Source organism: Ancalomicrobiaceae bacterium S20 (genome assembly GCA_040269895.1).
GTDB lineage: Bacteria > Pseudomonadota > Alphaproteobacteria > Rhizobiales > Ancalomicrobiaceae > Methyloraptor > Methyloraptor flagellatus.
Genome location: CP158568.1, coordinates 2,402,779 through 2,420,950 on the forward strand (window position 1 = coordinate 2,402,779; position 18,172 = coordinate 2,420,950).

The 18,172-nt window shown below is 70.9% G+C and carries 11 protein-coding genes and 2 pseudogenes; 1 reads left to right on the top strand and 12 read right to left on the bottom strand.

Going from position 1 to position 18,172, the window contains the following annotated elements; translation table 11 throughout:
• Window positions 1–234: 234 nt before the first annotated feature.
• From ABS361_10945 to ABS361_10985, 9 genes and pseudogenes are all read right to left on the bottom strand, one after another.
• Window positions 235–1,543, bottom strand: a pseudogene (locus ABS361_10945) (RsmB/NOP family class I SAM-dependent RNA methyltransferase).
• 9 nt (window positions 1,544–1,552) lie between these two features.
• Window positions 1,553–1,984, bottom strand: coding sequence for an MAPEG family protein (locus ABS361_10950; GenBank protein XBY46677.1), 432 nt, complete (start codon window positions 1,982–1,984; stop codon window positions 1,553–1,555).
• Between the two features lie 13 nt (window positions 1,985–1,997).
• A complete protein-coding gene (gene guaB, locus ABS361_10955; protein XBY46678.1) occupies window positions 1,998–3,500 on the bottom strand; it encodes an IMP dehydrogenase in 1,503 nt (500 codons plus the stop codon).
• 201 nt (window positions 3,501–3,701) lie between these two features.
• Entirely contained in the window at window positions 3,702–4,856 is a 1,155-nt protein-coding gene (locus tag ABS361_10960) for a YihY/virulence factor BrkB family protein (GenBank protein XBY46679.1), read from the bottom strand.
• 110 nt (window positions 4,857–4,966) lie between these two features.
• On the bottom strand, window positions 4,967–5,389 hold the full coding sequence (locus tag ABS361_10965) for a type II toxin-antitoxin system VapC family toxin (GenBank protein XBY46680.1): 423 nt from the start codon (window positions 5,387–5,389) through the stop codon (window positions 4,967–4,969).
• On the bottom strand, window positions 5,389–5,631 hold the full coding sequence (locus ABS361_10970) for a type II toxin-antitoxin system prevent-host-death family antitoxin (protein ID XBY46681.1): 243 nt from the start codon (window positions 5,629–5,631) through the stop codon (window positions 5,389–5,391). The genes ABS361_10965 and ABS361_10970 overlap by 1 nt, the downstream gene beginning before the upstream one ends.
• 109 nt (window positions 5,632–5,740) lie before the next feature.
• Complete coding sequence (locus ABS361_10975) at window positions 5,741–6,466, bottom strand: RlmE family RNA methyltransferase (GenBank protein XBY46682.1); 726 nt, start codon at window positions 6,464–6,466, stop codon at window positions 5,741–5,743.
• A gap of 13 nt (window positions 6,467–6,479) precedes the next feature.
• A pseudogene (locus ABS361_10980) lies at window positions 6,480–7,457 on the bottom strand (Ppx/GppA phosphatase family protein).
• 1,059 nt (window positions 7,458–8,516) lie between these two features.
• On the bottom strand, window positions 8,517–9,647 hold the full coding sequence (locus ABS361_10985; GenBank protein XBY46683.1) for a protein phosphatase 2C domain-containing protein: 1,131 nt from the start codon (window positions 9,645–9,647) through the stop codon (window positions 8,517–8,519).
• 383 nt (window positions 9,648–10,030) lie between these two features.
• Between ABS361_10985 and ABS361_10990 the strand changes: the two genes are divergently transcribed.
• Window positions 10,031–13,948, top strand: coding sequence for a PAN domain-containing protein (locus ABS361_10990; protein XBY46684.1), 3,918 nt, complete (start codon window positions 10,031–10,033; stop codon window positions 13,946–13,948).
• Between the two features lie 55 nt (window positions 13,949–14,003).
• Here the strand turns inward: ABS361_10990 and ABS361_10995 are convergent, their stop codons facing one another.
• The 3 genes from ABS361_10995 to ABS361_11005 form a co-directional block, all read right to left on the bottom strand.
• Window positions 14,004–15,392: an FHA domain-containing protein gene (locus tag ABS361_10995; GenBank protein XBY46685.1), complete on the bottom strand. Its 1,389-nt coding sequence runs from the start codon at window positions 15,390–15,392 to the stop codon at window positions 14,004–14,006.
• Between the two features lie 118 nt (window positions 15,393–15,510).
• Complete coding sequence (locus ABS361_11000; protein XBY46686.1) at window positions 15,511–16,902, bottom strand: FHA domain-containing protein; 1,392 nt, start codon at window positions 16,900–16,902, stop codon at window positions 15,511–15,513.
• A gap of 107 nt (window positions 16,903–17,009) precedes the next feature.
• Window positions 17,010–17,762, bottom strand: a complete 753-nt coding sequence (locus ABS361_11005) for an FHA domain-containing protein (protein ID XBY46687.1) — start codon at window positions 17,760–17,762, stop codon at window positions 17,010–17,012.
• Window positions 17,763–18,172: the final 410 nt, after the last annotated feature.

Genomic DNA, 18,172 nt, shown 5'->3' on the forward strand with positions numbered 1-18,172 from the left:
GTTCGTCGATGCCGTCCGCGCCGCCTTCGGCCAACGGCTTTCCGCAACGCCCTCCCCCGAGGACGCGTCCGAGGGAATATACGATAGGCCACGGAAAGCAATGGCGCGCCTCACGATCGGCTCGGTATTTCAGGCATAAAGCGTCGAAGATGCGTGGAGACGCGCACGGCCGTGCGACACCGGTCCCAATTCGAGATCCTGGGACCAGCGCCCCCTTGATCAGCGCCCCCGTGATCAGGACGCGCGCTGCATCACGGCGGCGAAGAAGCCGTCGGTCCCCGAGCTCGCCGGCGAGAACCGCAGGACCGGACCGGGCGCGCCGTCCCGGCGCACGAAGCGGCCGAGGCGCTCCGCCGTCGCCGCATCGCTCGCCGCGATCCGCTCGAGCGGTTCGCCGAGGGCGAAGTCCGCGTGCCGTTCGAGGAAGGCGGCGACGCGGTCCTCGTCCTCCTCCGGCAGGATCGAACAGGTCACGTAGACGAGCCGACCGCCGGGCGCGACATGGCGGGCGGCCGTGTCGAGCACCTCGTCCTGCTCGCGCATGCGCATCTCGAGCGCATTGGGACGCAGCCGCCACTTGGCGTCCGGCCGGCGGCGCCAGGTGCCGGTACCGGTGCAGGGCGCATCGACGAGGACGAGATCCATGCGATCGCGCAGGTCGGCGAGCACGTCGTCGCGGCCGGGCGGACGCAACTGGATGTTGCGGGCCCCGGCGCGGCGGATACGATCGAGGATGTCGCCGAAGCGGCGCTTTCGGCGTCGTAGGCGTAGATCTGGCCCCGGTTCTCCATCAGCGCGGCGAAGGCGAGCGTCTTGCCGCCGGCACCGGCGCAGAGGTCGAGCACCTGCTCGTCGGGCGCGGGCGCGGCGATCAGGGCGGCGAGCTGCGAGCCCTCGTCCTGGATCTCGACCAGGCCCTTCAGATAGGCGAGCTCGTTCTCGACATTCGGCACCTTCGCAGCGCCCGTGCCGACCGCGACGCGCAGGCCGAGCGGCGACAGCGGCGTCGGCTCGGTACCGATGTCGGCGAGATCGGCGAGCGCCTTCTTGCGCGAACCGCGCAGCGTGTTGACGCGCAGATCGATCGGCGCGCGCGCGGCGAGCGCCGCCCCTCCTCCGCGGCACGATCGCCGAACGCGCGTTCGAACGAGGCCGTCAGCCACTCGGGGAAGTCGCCGCGCACGTGCACGGGCAGATCGGCCGCGAGATCAGCGCCGAGGCCGGCGCGCTCCGTATCGCTCAACGGCTCCGGCGCGTGCGGTTCGGCGAGCGCGGCTTCGAGACCGGCAACGCCCTTGCCCCAGGCGAGCGTGTACGCCGCCAGCGCCAGCGCGCGCGGCGTCTCGGCGCCGAGGCGGGCCGCGTAGCTCGCGCGGTGGCGCAACGCGTCATGGACGAGATTGCCGATCGCGGTCCGGTCGCCGGAGCCGGCGAAACGGTGCGACAGGCCCCAGTCCTTGAGGGCGTCGTTGACCGGCCGGTGCCGGGTCTCGATGTCGGCCAGAACCTCGATCGCCGCCTGGATGCGGCCGCCGTCGCGCATGATGGGCCTTCAGAACAGTCCGTTGGAAAGAATGGCGATCGCGAGCATCGCCAGCATCGCGATCAGCACCGCGACGCCGACCAGGAACGAGCCGCCGCGCAGCGGCAGCGTGTTGCGGCCGGTGTGGATGCGGTTATGGACGACGCGCGTCGCCACATAGATCCAGGCCAGCACCGCGAAGGGCAGGCTCGCGGCCTTGATCAACAGCGCGAGCAGCGCCAGCGCGTAGAACAGCACCGGCGTCTCGAACTGGTTGGCGAAGTTGTTCTGCACCTTGCGGACGTCGTCGGGCCAGCCCGACGAGTCCAGCAGCAGATTGCCCCTCGCCCGTCTGCCCTTGTAGGCGTCGTAACGCCGGGCGCCGAGCTGGAACAGCACCAGGATCGTCACGAGCACCTGCGCGAGCAGCGCGAGGGCGAGAAGCTTCTCCGCAAAGGTCATCGACCGTTCGCCCTCAGACGTTCGAGGGGTAGTTCGGGCTCTCGCGCGTGATGGTCACGTCATGGACGTGGCTCTCGCGCAGGCCGGCACCCGAAATGCGCACGAAGCGCGCCTTCTCGGACAGTTCGGCGACCGTGTGGGCGCCGACGTAGCCCATGGCGGCCTTGAGGCCGCCGGCGAGCTGGTGCAGCACCGCGGCGAGCGGGCCCTTGTAGGGCACTTGGCCCTCGATGCCCTCCGGCACGAGCTTCAGCTGGTCGCGCACTTCCGCCTGGAAGTAGCGGTCGGCCGAGCCGCGCGCCATGGCGCCGATCGAGCCCATGCCACGGTAGGCCTTGTAGCTGCGGCCCTGGTGCAGATAGACCTCGCCGGGGCTTTCTTCCGTACCGGCGAGCAGCGACCCGACCATGGCGATCGAGGCGCCGGCGGCGAGCGCCTTGGCGAGATCGCCCGAATACTTGATGCCGCCGTCGGCGACGATCGGGATGCCGGCGTCCTGCGCCGCCTCGACTGCATCCAGGATGGCGGTCAGCTGCGGCACGCCGACGCCGGCGACAACGCGGGTGGTGCAGATCGAGCCCGGGCCGATGCCGACCTTGACCGCATCGGCACCGGCGTCGATCAGCGCCTTGGTGCCGTCGGCGGTCGCGACGTTGCCGGCGACCACCTGCACGGTGTTCGACAGGCGCTTGACGCGGCCGACCATGTCGAGCACGCGCTGCGAATGGCCATGGGCGGTATCGACCACCAGGAGGTCGACGCCGGCGTCGATCAGGCGCTCGGCGCGCTCGAAGCCCGAATCGCCGACCGTGGTCGCCGCGGCGGCGCGCAGCCGCCCCTGCGCGTCCTTGGAGGCATTCGGGTTGAGCTGCGCCTTCTCCATGTCCTTGACGGTGATGAGGCCGATGCAGCGATACTGATCGTCGACGACGATCAGCTTCTCGATGCGGTGCTTGTGCAGCAGTTGCTTGGCCTCGGCCTGGCTGACCGTCTCGCGCACCGTGATCAGGTTCTCGCGCGTCATCAGCTCATAGACGCGCTGCTCCGGGTTGGAGGCGAAGCGGACGTCGCGGTTGGTCAGGATGCCGACCAGGCGGCCGAGGTGGTAGCCGCCGGTGCCGCCGCCGTCGACGACCGGGATGCCCGAGATCCGGTAGGCCTTCATCAGCGACAGTGCGTCGGCGAGGGTGGCATCCGGGCCGATCACGACCGGGTTCACGACCATGCCGCTCTCGAACTTCTTGACCTGGCGGACCTGCTCGGCCTGCTCTTCCGGCGTGAAGTTGCGGTGGATGACGCCGATGCCGCCGGCCTGCGCCATGGCGATGGCGAGGCGGGCCTCGGTCACTGTGTCCATGGCGGCGGAGATGATCGGCAGGTTGAGCTCGATCTCGCGCGTGACCCGCGACCGGAGATCGGTCTCGCCGGGCAGCACCTCCGAGTGGCCCGGCAGCAGCAGCACGTCGTCGAAGGTGAGCGCCTCGCGGCCCGTCCGAGGTTCGTAGAAGACCGGCATCGCCAACTCCCGCTGGTTCGAAAATGAGAAAGAAGGCCCTGTCCGCGGATCGGCTTTCCGGTCCGGCGGGGGTCTCATGGGATCGCTTATGAGTTGGCGCGGGTCAGTAACACGGAAATGTCGGTAGGGGAAGGGTCGGCCGGCCGTCCCCGAATGCATGGCGGCAGCGCAATGAGATCGGCACTGTCGGGAGGGGGCGCCTCACACCCCCTGCCCGATCGTATCCGCCATTTCCGCGCCGCGCCGGCCGAGCGGGCGCGGGCGGCCCTCGGTCGAGTCGCGGGCGGTCTGATGCTCGAGTTCGGAATTGAGTTCGGCGCCGATCAGCACCACCGTCACCGACAGCCAGACCCAGGTCATGAAGGCGATTGCCGCGCCGAGCGAGCCATAGGTCTCGTCGAAGCGGCCGAAATGCGCCGCGTAGTACGAGAACCCCATCGACAGCGCGACCCATAGCACCGAAGCGAGCGCGCTGCCCCAGCTCACCCAGCGCCATTTGGCGCGGCGGCGGCTCGGGCCGAAGCGGTACAGGAAGGCGAGCAGGGTCGCGACCACCGCGAACAGGATCGGCCAGCGGCCGAGCCGGATCAGCGTCTCGGTCCAGGGGCCGAGCCAGAGCCGATCGAGCACCAGCGGCAGCGCGACCACCGTGGCGATCGACACCGCCGCAAACACGATGCCGGCCAGCGTGAACACGAGCGATTCGAGGTTCAGCATGACGAGCGAGCGCTTCTCGTCCTCCTCGTAGACGACGTTCAGCGCCTCGAACATCGCCTTGATGCCGGCATTGGCGCTCCACAGCGACAGGACGAGCGACAGCGCGAAGGCCAGCGACAAGGTCGAATTGCCCTTCTCGGCGACACGCGTTACCTGCGCCCCGAGCACGTCGAGCGCACCGCCGGGCAGGATCCAGTCGAGCGAGGCGACATGGGAGGCGACCGTCGCACGGTCGGCGAACAGGCCGTAGATCGACACCATCGCCGCGATGGCCGGGAACACCGCCAGCGTGACGTAGAAGGTCACGGCGGCGGCCTGGGTCAGGACGTGGTCGCCGAGGAACTCGTTCCAGGTGCGCCAGAGCACGTCCTTCCACCCGGTTGGCGGGATCTCGTGGGGCGCCTCGGCCTCGCGGCCGCGCCCGGCCTCTGCCATCCGGGCGATATCGGCGGCGTCGGGACCGGAAATGCAGCGCGACGCGCCGCCGGAGGGCGCGGGGCGAAGGCGGGTGTGGGGCACGACTACGGAACCGTCGCGCCGGCGGCCGGCGAGCGACAGCGAGACCAGCGCGAGCGCGCCGAGGGCGAGGAGCGCCAGCACGTCGGAATTCGGATCGAGGCCACGGCGCGGTGCTGGCATGAGTTCCCCCTCGGCTACGGTCGGAGGGGGAAACGGAGACGCTGCGGCAGGGTTCCAGATCGACCGTCACGCGCTGTGGAGCAACGTCGCCGGAGCGCCGAGGAACGCGATCACGCCAGAAGCTCGGTCTCGACACCCAGTGCCGGCCCTGCGTCGGCCAATCGCCGATCGAGGGTCGAGACCCGCGCACCGTGATCCGATGCGGTTGCGAGATGGAGCGCATCGCCGGCCCTGAGGCCGAGACCGTGCTGATCGACGAAACGGGCCGCCGTGCGGAAGTGGCCGCCGGTCACCGGCAGGACGATCAGACTCTCCTGGACCAGCCGATGGAACATGGACAGCGCGGCGGCGCGCTGGGCCACGTCGATCTGCCCGGTTCTCAGTTTCAAGGCGAAGGCGGACGACAGTTCGGTGATGGTCCAGTCGCTGATCAGCAACGACGCATCCTGCGCGGCCAGCCAGTCATGGACGAATGCAGTCCGCGCCTCGTTCGAAAGCGCGGCGACCAGGACCGACGTGTCGAGGTAGCTCATCAGTAGCGGTCGCCGTCGCGCAGGGCGCGCACCAGATCGGCCGCGTCCTCCTGCTGACGCGGCATCGCTGCGGCGAGGGCCCGCAATCCGCCGATGTCGATCGGCTTGCGCGGCCCGACCGCCGCAACCAGACGCGCGATCGGCTTGCCGCGGCGGGTGATGTCGATTTCGTCGCCGGCTTCGACCCGGTCGACAAGTTCGCTCAGATGAGCCTTGGCGTCCGCCAGTGTGATCGCTGCCATGCCGCGCTCCTGACCATCTATATGGTCATATAAGCACGAGGAGGGACGAAATTCCACTTGAGCAGTTACCGATGCCGGGGCTTGCCGGTCGGGGCGTACGAAGAGCGCGCTACTCGTCGCCGTCCTCCGCCGCCTCCACCTGCACACCCCGAAACCCCCGCGCCACCACATACATCTCGACGCTCTCCTGCCTCGACGACGGCGGCTTCACATGGGCGACGCTCGCGTAGTCGCGCTTCAGGCCGGCGAGCAGTTCGTTCTCGGTGCCGCCACGAAACACCTTGGCGACGAAGGAGCCGCCGGGGCGCAGGACCTCGCGGGCGAATTCGGCTGCGACCTCGCAGAGGTGGATCGTGCGCAGGTGGTCGGTCTTGTGATGGCCGGTCGTCGGTGCCGCCATGTCGGAAAGCACCACGTCGGCCTTCTCGCCCTGCAGCGCGTCGAACAGCACCTGCGGCGCGTCCTCGTCGAGGAAGTCCTTCTTCAGGATGATCACGCCGGGGATCGGGTCGACGTCGAGATAGTCGATGCCGACCACGCGCGGATTGCCGTCGGCCGACTTCACGCGCTCGGCCGCGACCTGGCACCAGCCGCCCGGCGCGCAGCCGAGGTCGACGACGCGCTGGCCGGGCTTGAGGAGCTTGTACTTGTCGTCCATCTCGATGAGCTTGAACGCGGCGCGGCTGCGCCAGCCCTCGCGCCGGGCGCGGGCGACATAGGGGTCGTTCAGGTGGCGCTGCAGCCAGCGCGTCGAGGACGCGGTCCGCTTCTTGGCGGTCTTCACGCGCACCTTGAGCTGGCGGGGCGCTCCGCCGCCGCCGGATTTGTCGGTCATCGATCCACTCCGGTCATCGCCTGATCCGGCCGTCCGCGATCATCAGTTCGGTGAGAATGCCCTCGCGCAGACCTCTATCCGCGACCCGCAGCCGTTCGCAACGCCAACGGCGGCGGATCGCTTCCAGAATCGCACAGCCCGCGAGCACCAGATCGGCACGATCGGCGCCGATGCAAGGGTTGGCGACGCGGTCGTCGAAGCTCATGCCGAGCAGGAGGTCGATCATCTCGCCGACCTCGTCGTCATGCAGCCAGGTGCCGTCGACGCGGCGGCGATCGTAGCGCTTCAGGCCGAGGTGCACGCCGGCGAGCGTCGTCACCGTGCCCGAAGTGCCGAGCATGTGGTACTCGCCGCCGGCGATCGCCGCGGCGAGCGGCTCCCAGTCGGCGAGCGCGGCCAGATGGCTCTCGACGTCGTCGACCATGGCCTCGAACACGGTCGGATCGACCGAAACGCCGCCATGGCGCTCCGACAGCGTCACCACGCCGAGCGGCAGCGAGGTCCAGGCCCGGATGTGCCGGGTCGGGTCGCCGCCGCGCCGGGCCTCGGCGAAATCGAGCCAGACCAGTTCCGACGAGCCCCCGCCGATGTCGAACAGCACGACGCCGTCGGCGTCCCAGTCGACGAGGCTGGCGCAGCCGGCGACCGCGAGGCGCGCCTCGGTCTCGCGCGACAGCACCTCGAGCTCGAGGCCGGTCTCCTCGACGACGCGTTCGAGGAAATCGGCGCCGTTCTCGGCGATGCGGCAGGCCTCGGTCGCGACCAGCCGAGCGCGTTCGACGCCGCGGGCGTCGAGCTTGGCGCGGCAGATGCGCAGCGCCTCGACCGCGCGATCCATCGCCGCGTCGGAGAGACGACCGGTCATCGACACGCCCTCCCCGAGCCGGACGATGCGCGAAAACGCGTCGACCACGCGAAAGCTGCGATGCACCGGCTCGGCGATCAGCAGGCGGCAGTTGTTGGTGCCGAGATCGAGCGCGGCATAGAGCGGCGTCGAGGCGCCGCGCGGCTCGGCGGCGCCCGACCGCGACGGCGGATGGGAGCGTTCGGCCTGCGCCGCGTGAGCCCTCCGTGGAGCGGTGGCGTCGCCGCGCCGGTCGCCGGACGGTCCACTCGAAGACCCCTCGTAGCTGCGCCCTGAAGGCTGGGCGCCACGGGAACCGCGCCAGGGCCCGCGATCGGAGCCACCTCTATCGTGGCCCCCGCGATCCGCCCCCCGCGATCGGCAGCACCGCGATCAACCGCGCCGGCCGCACCGCGACCCTTCTGTCCCGGGCCGGCGTCGCCGTGAGGTGCCGCGCCCGAACGGTCGGCGGCGCGGGCGTCGTGTCGGTGATCGCCCGTCCGGACATTCGGTTTGCGCTGGTGTCTGTCGCGATCGTCATCACGCGCGTCGACGCCCCGGCCCGCCTGTTGCGACGACGGCGAAGCGCGCCCGTGATGAGGCGTGTTCACGGCGCGCTGGGGCGATGTCCTTGCGTCGTCGACGCCGGTCTCCGGACGCGTGGATTGAGGGCGCACCGAATCGGGGCGTGCCGAGTCCGGGCGCGCCGTATCGGAGCGGCCGCCCTTGACGTCGGGCGGTCGCCGATCCGCGCCGGAACGGTCCGAGCCTCCGCGGTCCGGACTCCCACGGTCCAGACCCGAGCGATCAGAACCAGTGCGCTCCGAGCCCTGACGGTCCGAGCCCTGACGCTCCGAGCCCTTACGCTCCGCGGCAGCCCGCTCCGAAGCCTTGCGTTCGGAGGCCAGCCGTTCGGGAGCGGGACGATCCGGAACCGAAGCCCAACGTTTACGTTTGCCCCGCCGTTTGCGCCGGCGGTGCTTGCCGGGCGCATCGGTCGATCCGGCCGGGGCACGACGATCCGCGACCGGCGGATCGTCACCTTGCCGAGCCAATGAGATGTCTCCGCGCCGGCGGCGCTTGATCGAGCGCGCGGCGCTTTAGAGTTCGAGTTGAGTCGATAGTAACAGCCGCCGGTCAGCTTACAAGGACCAATTGCTCCGTCGCGGAAGCCCTTCCAGGCATCGAAGAGCGCCCTGAAGGGGCTCATTTCAACGCGCGCGTCCAGAACAGCACCGCCGCCACGACCGCGACGAGCCCGCAGGCGATCGCGAAGCGGGTCCACAGCGTACGCGCCGCGTCGGGCTGGTGGAGAGGCGCGCGCGGCGGCTCGGCGCCCCCGCTCGGATGCAATCGTGCTTCGCTCGCGACCGGCACCTCGGCCGGTTCAAGCGCTTCCACCTCCATGACGCGCGGTCGCCTCCCAAGCAGCGCGGTGTCACCGGTCCGCTCCGCGTCGAGCGGGACCGCGATCGTTCCGGCGTAGTCGCCGAGCGGCACGGTCGTCGGCCGGTCGAGCCGCGCGCGATCCGGCGGCAGGTCGCGCTCGACCACGCGCACCAGGATGACGGAGGTATTGTCCTGCCGCTCGCGGCCCGCCGCCTCGACCGCGTCGAGCAGCGCGGCGACGATCCGCTCCGGCGGCTCGTCGCGATGCGCCTCGACGACGGCGCCGATCGTCGAATCGTCGAGCGTCTTCAACCCGTCGCTCGCCAGCAGCACGACGTCGCCGGGCGCGAGCGGATGGAAGCCGTCGAATTCCTCGAAATGGTCGAGCGGCTGACCGAGCAGCGCATGGAAGAGCTGGTTGCGGCGCCGGTCGGAGGCGGCGGCCTTGCGATCGATCAGCCCGCGCGCCGCCTGTTCGTCGAGATAAGCGCCGAAGGAATGGTCCTCGTTCAACCGTTCGAGCCGGCCGTCGCGAAAGAGATGCAGGCCGGAATCGCCGATCGAGACCCAGCCGAGCCCCGCATCGGTCATGACCGCGCCAACCAGCGTCGAGCCCATGCCGCCGAGTTCGGGGCGCGTCTCCGCCGCCTCGCGCAGCACGCCGTTGGCGCGTTCGAGCGCGGCGTCGAGCCGTGCGCCCCACTCGCCGACGGGCTGGGCGACCGCTTCGAGAAACGACTTCGAGACCAGATTGCTGGCGATCCGGCCGCCGACATGGCCGCCCATGCCGTCCGCCACCACCGTCACCAGCGAGGCGGCGATGCCGGCCCGGGCGAGTTCGCCGCCGGAGGCCCCCGCCCCGGCCGGACCGGGAACGAGAATGTCGACGGTGTCCTCCTGCGCGGAGCGACGACCCTGGATCTGGCCGGATGCGAACTCGAACAGCAACGTCCTCCCTCCGGCATCCGGGGCCCGACGGCCCTTCTCGCGCGATCCGCTGCACCGCCCCCACCGGGAACACCGGTCGCGCGACACTAGAACAGGAACCGTTCCGGTGGAAACACCTCAACGGCGTTTCCCCGCTCGCCGGTTTTGCCCCGACGGTCTTGCTTCCTTCCGCCGGACCGTTGCCGAACACGGGCGCGGGCGCCGTGTCGGGACGGACCCGCGGTGGAAATTTCGCTACGTCATCGTTTCCGCAGCATTGCGGGGCGGCGCGGCTCGTGCCATCCCCTTTCGGGAAACCACGAGGCCGCCGGATACGGACCCGGCGGCGCGGGTTCCATGCGACAGGCCGCCCCGCCGACGGGGCGGCGCGCCGAGGGTCGGGGATGCAGGACCGGAAATACCCGTTCGCGCTCCCGATCGGGACCGACATCAGCGGCTACGAGATCGAGCGGGTCATCGGCGCCGGCGGATTCGGCATCACCTATCGCGCGACCAATCCGGTCACCGGCGCCACGGTCGCGATCAAGGAGTTCTTCCCGCAGGGCCTCGCCAGCCGCGACGGCGAGACCGTGATCCTGCACGGCGACGTCTCCGAGGGATCCTACGAAGTCGCGCTGCAGAAGTTCCAGCAGGAAGCCGCCAAGCTCACCTCGAAATACCGGCACCCGCACATCGTGCAGGGCATCAATTTCCTGCGCGACAACAACACCGCCTATTTCGTCATGGACTTCGTGCCGGGCCTCGCGTTCGACCGCTGGCTGAACGCGCTCGGGCGGCCGCCGACGGAGGCAGAGCTTCGGGCCGCGACCGATCCGGTGCTCGACGCGGTCGACTACATCCACCGGCGCGACGGCATGCACCGCGACCTGACGCCGAAGAACATCATGATCCGCGACGACGGCCGGCCGGTGCTGGTCGATTTCGGCGCGAGCGGCGACGGGCTCGATGTCGAGCGGCATTCGGGCTCCTTCGCGCAGCCGAACTACGCGCCGCCCGAGCAGATCGCCTATGACGACGGCCGCATGCAGGGCCGGCACACCGATATCTTCTCGCTCGGCGGCGTGCTCTATCGTGCGGTGGCCGGCAAGCCGCCGGCCAAGCCGATGAAGCGGTCGCACGACACCGCGCTCGGCGGCCGCGAGGCCGATCCATATGTGCCGGCAGCGACCGCCGCGATCGATGCGAGCCTCTATACGCCGCGCTTTCTCGCCGGCATCGACCGGGCGCTGCGGCTCGATCCGAAGGACCGGCCACAGTCCATCCCCGACCTGCGCCAGGCACTCGGCTGGGACGACGACGATCGCACGGTGCAGGTCGAGCTGCCCACCGTGATGGTCGCCGCCGCAAGGCCGGATCCGGTCCGCGGCTCGGCCGGCGTGTCGGAGAGCCGGGCCACAGGCGCGGGCACGGGCACGGGCACGGGCAGCACCGCCGGTCCCCATGCCGGTTCGCAGGGCACGACCGCGGGGAGCGGCATGCGGGGACTCACCGGCAGCGGCACGCCCGCCGGCGATGCCGATGCGGAGCATACGCTCGCCCCGGTCGACGCCCCCGTCGCCACCACGACGGCGCTCCGGCGCGGTCGCCTCGCGGCCTGGGCCGCGGCGGCGCTGATCGGTCTTGCGGTCGCCGGCGGTGGCGTCTGGTACGGGCTCCAGCGCGCCGATCGCGGCGTCGAGCGCGCCAAGGAGCCGGAGATCCTCTCCGCCGACGCGGCCAAGAAGGCGCCCGCAAATCCGCCCATGGTGGTCGCGGCCGCGCCGGCGCCCGCCACTCCGCCGCAACCCGCTCCAGCGGCGCCTTCCGCGCCCGCCGCAGCGTCGACACCGTCCCCTGTCCCGCCCGCCCCCGCGACTACCGCAGCCGGGGCGCCTGCCGGCGCTCCGCAGGCAGCGGGCACCGCCCCCTCCCCCACCGAGGCGACAGCCGCCCCGTCGGCCGATGCGGCAAAGTCGGGTCCGGTCGCGCCCGCCTCGCCCTGGCGGCGGCTCGACGGCTTTGCGTTGAGCGGCGGCACGATCGCCGAGACCCCGGTCTCCGGCGACGACGACACGCCGTGCCGCGCGATCTGCGCCAAGGACGCCGCCTGTCTCGGCTTCACGCTCGCGCATGCGGTCTGCACGACCGCCGCCACGCCGGCCACGCTCGTGCCCGCGCCCGGCCGCAGCGCCGTGATCCGGACCGATACGGCAGCGGGCGAGGCCCTGCTCGGCGGCTTCGATCGCGCGTCCGGCCGGCTCGGCGACTTCCGTCGCGTAGAGGGTGTGGCGCTGCCGGGCGGCACGTTGGTGCCGGCGGCGACCGAACCCGAGGCCTGCGGTTTCGCCTGCGCCGGCGATCCGCTTTGCCGGGCCTGGAGCTTCGACACGGCACGGTCCGAATGCCGCGCGCATTATCTGATCCGTACCGGCGATGCCGAGAGCCGGCCGGGGCGGATCGCCGGCGTCGAGGACATGAACCAGACGCTGGTGCCGGCGCTGCTCAAGGCGGCGGTCGCCCGCGGCCGGGCCGTGACCGGCTTCGAGGATTTCGCGCTCGGCGGCGTGGTGATCGGCCGCGACGACAACAGCGATCGCGACCGCTGTCGTGCTGAATGCCTCGGCGACCGCGCCTGCGTCGCCGCCACGCTCGATCATGGCCTGTGCGAACGGTTCTCGCGCGTCGATGACGTGATCGCGCGGTCGGGGGCGGAGACCATGGTCGATGCCCGCGAGACGGCACTCGCCGGCCGGATCGAGGCGCTGCGCGCCAAGGGCCGCAAGGGCGAGGCCGACTTCCTCGCCGGCTTCGATCTCGCGGGAACCCCGCTCGCCGAGGATCGCACCCGCGAGGCGGTGACGGTCGCGGCGTGCCAGCAGCTCTGTCGCGACGCGAGCGCCTGCGTCGGCTACGCCTTCGGCGACCAGGAGCGGCAATGCACGCTGTTCTCGGCGGTCAGCGACGCCCTGCCGGATCCGGCCCGCTCCTCGGGCGTGTTCCGCGGCCTCGCCGCCGCTGTCGCCGACACCGCGCGGCAGAGGCTCGTGCAGTCGGAGGCGACGCGCGCCAACTACCGGGACCTGCCGCCGGATTGCGCGCCGGCGGGCATCGAGACGACCGTGGCGCTGGCCGGTCGGCCGACGCCGGAGCAATGCGCCTTCCTGTGCCGGTCCGCGGCCGACTGCCAGGGCTACATCTTCGACGGCGGCGACCGGTCCTGCCGGCTGGTCGCCGGTGTGACCCGCGCCAGGCACCGGCCGCTCACCCATGCGGGACTGTTCGACCCGATCGGCCGCCGGGTCGGCGAACTCGCCGCCCAATGCGGACCGTCGCGACCGCCGGCCGAACGCGCGCTCATCACCCCGCCGCCCGGCCCTGCCGGTCCGCCCGGACAACCGCCCCACGGCGCAGGTCCGGGTGGGCCGGGCGCCGAGTGCGACCGGCTGGCCGGCTATCTCTACGACCCGTCGCTGCCCCGCGACCTGCGCGCACACGAGTACGAGCTGATCGATCCGGAACGCGCGATCCCGGCCTGCGAGGCGGCGGTCCAGAAGCTGCCGAACGTCGAGCGCTTCAAGGTCCAGCTCGCGCGGGCCCTGCAGCGCGGGGCCAAGGCCACCGCGGCGCGCGCGATGCTCAAGGAGAGCGCCGACCGCGGCTATGCCCCGGCGGCCTTCGCCTTCGCGGTCATGGCCGAGAACGGCAGTGGCGGCGACGAGGATCCGGGCGTGGCGGAGACCTATTTCCGCAAGGCGCTCGACGGCGGCGTCGAGCGCGCGGCCCTGGGGCTTGGCGTGCTCTACGCGACCGTGGCGCAGTTCCAGAGCACCGTGCCGGAGACCCGGATCATCGAGCTGTTGACGCGGGCGGCGACGGGCGGCGACGGCCTCGCCATGTACCGGCTCGGCACGCTCTACGATCGCGGGCGGCTCTACAAGCGCACCATGCCGGCCGACAAGGCCAAGGCCGAAGACTGGTATCGGCGCGCCAACGCGGTGTTCATGCGCGACGCCGAGCACCGCGACATCGCCGCCTTGCGGTTCCTGAGCTTCCAGTACGATTTCGGCCGTGGCACGCCACAGAACACCGATCTCGCCGTGCGCACGCTCCTCGACTACTTGTCGGTGCTGTTCGGCCCGCAGAACGCCAACGCCCGCAAGCGCGGCTCGATCGGCGACTTTTCGTTCGACGACTGGTCGCTCGACACGCGCAAGGGCATGCAGGCCTTCCTCAAGACCGCCGCCGGGCTGGAGGACGAGTTGGACGGCAAAGTCGGACCGAAGACCCGCGAGGCGCTGGAGCGCTGGCTCGGCCTGCGCTGAACGGCGCGCGGCGCGCCGATCCCGTCCGAACGGACGATGCCGGCCGGCAACAATCTCACCCGGCCGCACCCCAGTCGAAGCCCGGTCCGCAGAAGGCGACGAACACCAGCGTGGTCGCGCCGATGCGGATCTCGTCGCGATCGGCGAGATCGCGGGCATCGGAGAGCAGGCGGCCGTTGACGCGCACCAGTTCGCGGCGCTTGCCGTCCTCGATGACGAAGCCGCGAGTCTCGTCGTCGTAGACGATGTAGGCGTGGCCGGACGGCGCGATGGCCGGGTCGCCGAAGTCGAGCCGGACCGTCGCCGCCTCGGACGAGCCGAGATTGTTGCGCCCCGGCCCGAGCGCGCGGAAGGCGCCGCGCCCCGGCCCCTTGGTCACAACCAGCCAGGCGACCACCGGCTCGGGCTCGACCTCGTTCGGCACCGAGGGCGGGGCCGGCGCCGGGGCAGATGCAGGCGCTTCGGGGTCCAGCACAACCGCCTCGGGCTCGGGCACGGGCTCAGGCGTGACGGGCGCGGGGCCCGACACATCGCCAGACTCGGTCGTTGCGGATGCGGATGCGGCTATCTCCGGCTCGACACGCGGCGGTGCTGCCGCGGCTGGCGCAGCCTGCACGGCTTCCGGAAGCGCGGGCGCGATCGGTGCTTGGTCGTCCGGGGTGCTTTCGAGATCGACGCTTTCGGATGCGGTGCTTTCTACAGCCGCACTAACGACTGAGGCCGGCTCCGCCGACACGGGCTCTTCAGACGCAAGCGCCGACGCCGGTTCTGCCTCGGCCTCGACGGCGACCGGCGGATCGGCTGGCAGAACGAGACGCGTCGCGACGCCGCCGGGGCCGACCGCGCGGGTCGGCCGCAGGTCCGCGGCCTCGTCGGGCTCGGCAATCGACGAAACCCCGCGCGGCGGGAACGGCGGCGCCGGCACGCGGCGGCGCGGCATCACCGCGGTCGGCCCCTCGTCGGCCGTATCGGCCTCCGGCGCAGATCCGGTGCCGGTCGCCTCGCCGAAGGACCGCGGCACGAAGCGCGTCTCTTCGTTGTCCGGCGTCGCAATCTCGAGATGCGGGATGCGTCGGTCGAACGGCGACAGGCGGGGCGGCGGGGCAGCGACCGGTGCGGGGCCGGCGGTTGCCGACGACGCAGCCGGACCCGAGGCGCGATCGTCCTGCGCGCGCGCACCCGGCGCCGCCGGCTCGGCGCGGCGCGGCATCGCCCGGGTCGGTTCGAGATCCTCGGGCGCAAGGCCGCCCGCGGGCTCGCGCGGCGCCGGACGCTCGGGCTCGGCGGCCGGCGCGCGCCGCACCGGCGGCTCCATGACGGGTCGCGAGCGCACCGGCGGCGCGATCTCGCCGGCGGCCGGCCGCTTGACCAGCCGGGTGATCTCGACGTCCGGATCCTCGGGGCGCCGCTTGTCGGACGGGGTCTCGACCTTGTCGTCGGGCATTGCGGGAAGGCTCCCTCCGGTTTCCGGATGTTCGGCGGCGGCGATCGCCCGATGCCGCGCCGCTTTTCATGGAATGACGGGCCGGTCGCCGCAGCGGTCGCCGCGCGGCGCCGGCCGGTCAGGCGTAGACGAAGCGGAACTTCACTTCGCCGAGTTCGACCAGATCGCCGTCGGCGAGACGCTGCTTCTCGACGAAGGCACCGTTGACGATCACACCGTTCGAGGTCTGCCGGTTGCGCGTGATGTCGGCGATCGAGAAGCGGCCGTCCGGCTCGCGCGTGATCACGGCATGATGACGGTGGACGCTGTCGTTGACGAAACGGATGTCGTTGTCGGAATGGCGGCCGATGCGCGTCGCCGCCGAGACGATCGGCCGGCGCGCGCCGTCGAGCGTGTCGAGGAAGGCGAGCGCCTTCTCCGGATGGCGCGCCCGGAGCGCGTACCAGACGCCGGCGCCGGCGCCGATCAGCGCCAGGACCAGCACGCCTGCGAGCAGGACGCGCTCCTTCTCCCAGAAGCCGCCGGTCGCCGGAGCCGCGGGGCCGCCGGACGGGACCGGGCCGGTGCCCGCCTCCGCCTTGCCGGCGTCAGCGCCGGGCGGCGGGATGACGTCGGCCTGCACGATGCCGGTCGCGCTGCGGCCGCCCTCGAACTGCACCGTCAACAGGTAGCGGCCGCGCGGCGACGATTTGTCGAGCGGAAAGGTCGCGGTACCGCCGCTGTCGAGATATTGCGAGAAGCGCGTGACCGTCTCCTCGTCGAAGCGGCCGGTCTGCGGATTGGTCTCCCAATAGGTACCGCCGGTATCCTCGGCGAGCTTGCGGAAAGCGGCGAGTTCGGGCTGATCCTGCTTCTCGCGATAGCCGAGCGCGACGACGACGGCCTTGGCCTCCTTCGCCGCCGCGACCAGATCCGCGGCGGTCGCGCTCGTGTCGTCGGAGCGCCCGTCGGAGGCGATCACCAGGATGCGCCGCTCGGCCTGGGCGAGGCCGAGCAGCTTCGCCGCGTCGACGCCGAAGCGGTAGAGCTCGCTCGACTGGCCTTCCGGCCTGACGACGCCGGTCGCGCGGACGGTCTCCTCGCGGGTGGCGCCGATCTGGGCGATGGTATCGAGACGGTCGGAGAAGGCGCCGAAGCCGAAGCGGTCGTTCGGGCCGGAGAGCCGCGCCGCCTCGAGCAGGCGCGCGGCGTCGGCGATCGAGGGCGTCAGCGTCTTGACCCGGCGGGTCGAGCGATCGACCAGATAGTAGACGGCCGAGCTCTTGCCCACCGTGGTGAAGCCGAGGAAATTCGCCTCCTGCGCCGCGCCCACGCCCTCCTTGGAGGCCTGCACGTGGACGATCCGGCCACCGGCCAGCGGCCCGAACTCGCAGATCGCGTGCGGCAGATTGTCGAGATTGGCGATCAGACACTGCGGCTGGAACGAAGGCAGATCCTCCGCCGCGACCGGTCCGACGGCGCCGGCCCACACGGCCGCGCCGGCGAAAATATACGTCGCTATGCCCCGCATCGTCCTCATCCGTTCCGACCGGCCCGCTGATGCCGTACCGATCTCTGTTCCATCGTCATCGTGTCTATCTCGAACGCCGGCTCGTCGTCGATGCCAGCCTCCGCCGCCTATTTATCACACCCGGCGAGCGGCGCGCCGCACAGGCGGCACACGCCGCGCCCGTCGGGATTGAGCCCCCGGCAGGACGGGATCTCGCACAGGATGACACCGGCGTCTTTCGGTCTGATTTCGATCCGGTGCCGATCGATTTCAATGAGGTCGAAGGGTTCGAGCGCCAGCGCGGTCTGGCTCAGCACGCTGCGATCGAGCATGAGCGGGTGGCCGGCGGGGTTCGAGACCACCGCACAGCAAGGTTCACCGGCGTCGAGGTAGAATACGAGCGCAAGCCGGCCGGCGAAGCGCTCTTGATCATAGGCGGCGAGTTCAGCGACCGGTTCCAGGATCATGCGCCCATCGGCGCGCTCGGTCGCGACGATGGAGCGGCCCGGCGCCAGGACCTCGAAGGCGGTCTCGCCGCCGCCGCGGCTCGCGAAGCCGAGGCCGACGACCGGTGCCGCGACCAGCGCGAGTTCGGTATCGAAGATCCGCACGGTCTGGCCCGGCGCGAGCACGACGCGCTCCTCGGCGCCGAGCGAACGGCCGTCCACGACCGTCGCCTTCGGGTTGCTCGCGCGGTTGATCAGCACGATCCGGCCGTCCTCCTCGACCAGTTCGAGATGGACGCGCGAGATCGCACGGTTTTCCGGATCGAGCTGCACACCGCAGTCGGCGCCGCGGCCGACCTTCAGCGGCAATGCGTGGATTTCGCAGGAACGCTCGGCCAGCCGGGGATTGACGACTTCGAGGGCGACGGTCGGCATGAAGGTTCAACAATCCGGGCTGACGGTGGCGACGAGTGTGCGTCGGGGCTCCGGCGCGCGTCAAGAATCGGCGCCGGCTCCGAACCTGATCGCGATTATCGCATCCTCCCCCGACGAATGCTGAAGCGGCCGTTCATCTCCGCGCCAGAAACGCGCCGCCCCCCGATCGGCGGGGACACCATTCAGAGACCGCGATCATCTTGACATTTTTAAATAGACGATCGCCAACTTTCGATTGCATGCCTTTCTCTATGGTACTCACCAGGCGTGGGCGAGAGATATTCCCTAGGGGAATTTCCCCCAGTATCATCTATTTCCAAGGCATATGCTTCGTATTTCAACGAAGCTAACCGCCGCGTTTACGAATCTTTATATCAGAAATATCAGCATTCCCTTGCGGCTCGATTCTA

Excerpts from the sequence above, each read along its gene's own strand:
- ABS361_10950 (XBY46677.1), bottom strand. The coding sequence starts at position 1,984 with ATGACCTTTGCGGAGAAGCTTCTCGCCCTCGCGCTGCTCGCGCAGGTG.
- guaB (XBY46678.1), bottom strand. The coding sequence starts at position 3,500 with ATGCCGGTCTTCTACGAACCTCGGACGGGCCGCGAGGCGCTCACCTTC.
- ABS361_10960 (XBY46679.1), bottom strand. The coding sequence starts at position 4,856 with ATGCCAGCACCGCGCCGTGGCCTCGATCCGAATTCCGACGTGCTGGCG.
- ABS361_10965 (XBY46680.1), bottom strand. The coding sequence starts at position 5,389 with ATGAGCTACCTCGACACGTCGGTCCTGGTCGCCGCGCTTTCGAACGAG.
- ABS361_10970 (XBY46681.1), bottom strand. The coding sequence starts at position 5,631 with ATGGCAGCGATCACACTGGCGGACGCCAAGGCTCATCTGAGCGAACTT.
- ABS361_10975 (XBY46682.1), bottom strand. The coding sequence starts at position 6,466 with ATGACCGACAAATCCGGCGGCGGCGGAGCGCCCCGCCAGCTCAAGGTG.
- ABS361_10990 (XBY46684.1), top strand. The coding sequence starts at position 10,031 with ATGCAGGACCGGAAATACCCGTTCGCGCTCCCGATCGGGACCGACATC.
- ABS361_10995 (XBY46685.1), bottom strand. The coding sequence starts at position 15,392 with ATGCCCGACGACAAGGTCGAGACCCCGTCCGACAAGCGGCGCCCCGAG.
- ABS361_11000 (XBY46686.1), bottom strand. The coding sequence starts at position 16,902 with ATGCGGGGCATAGCGACGTATATTTTCGCCGGCGCGGCCGTGTGGGCC.
- ABS361_11005 (XBY46687.1), bottom strand. The coding sequence starts at position 17,762 with ATGCCGACCGTCGCCCTCGAAGTCGTCAATCCCCGGCTGGCCGAGCGT.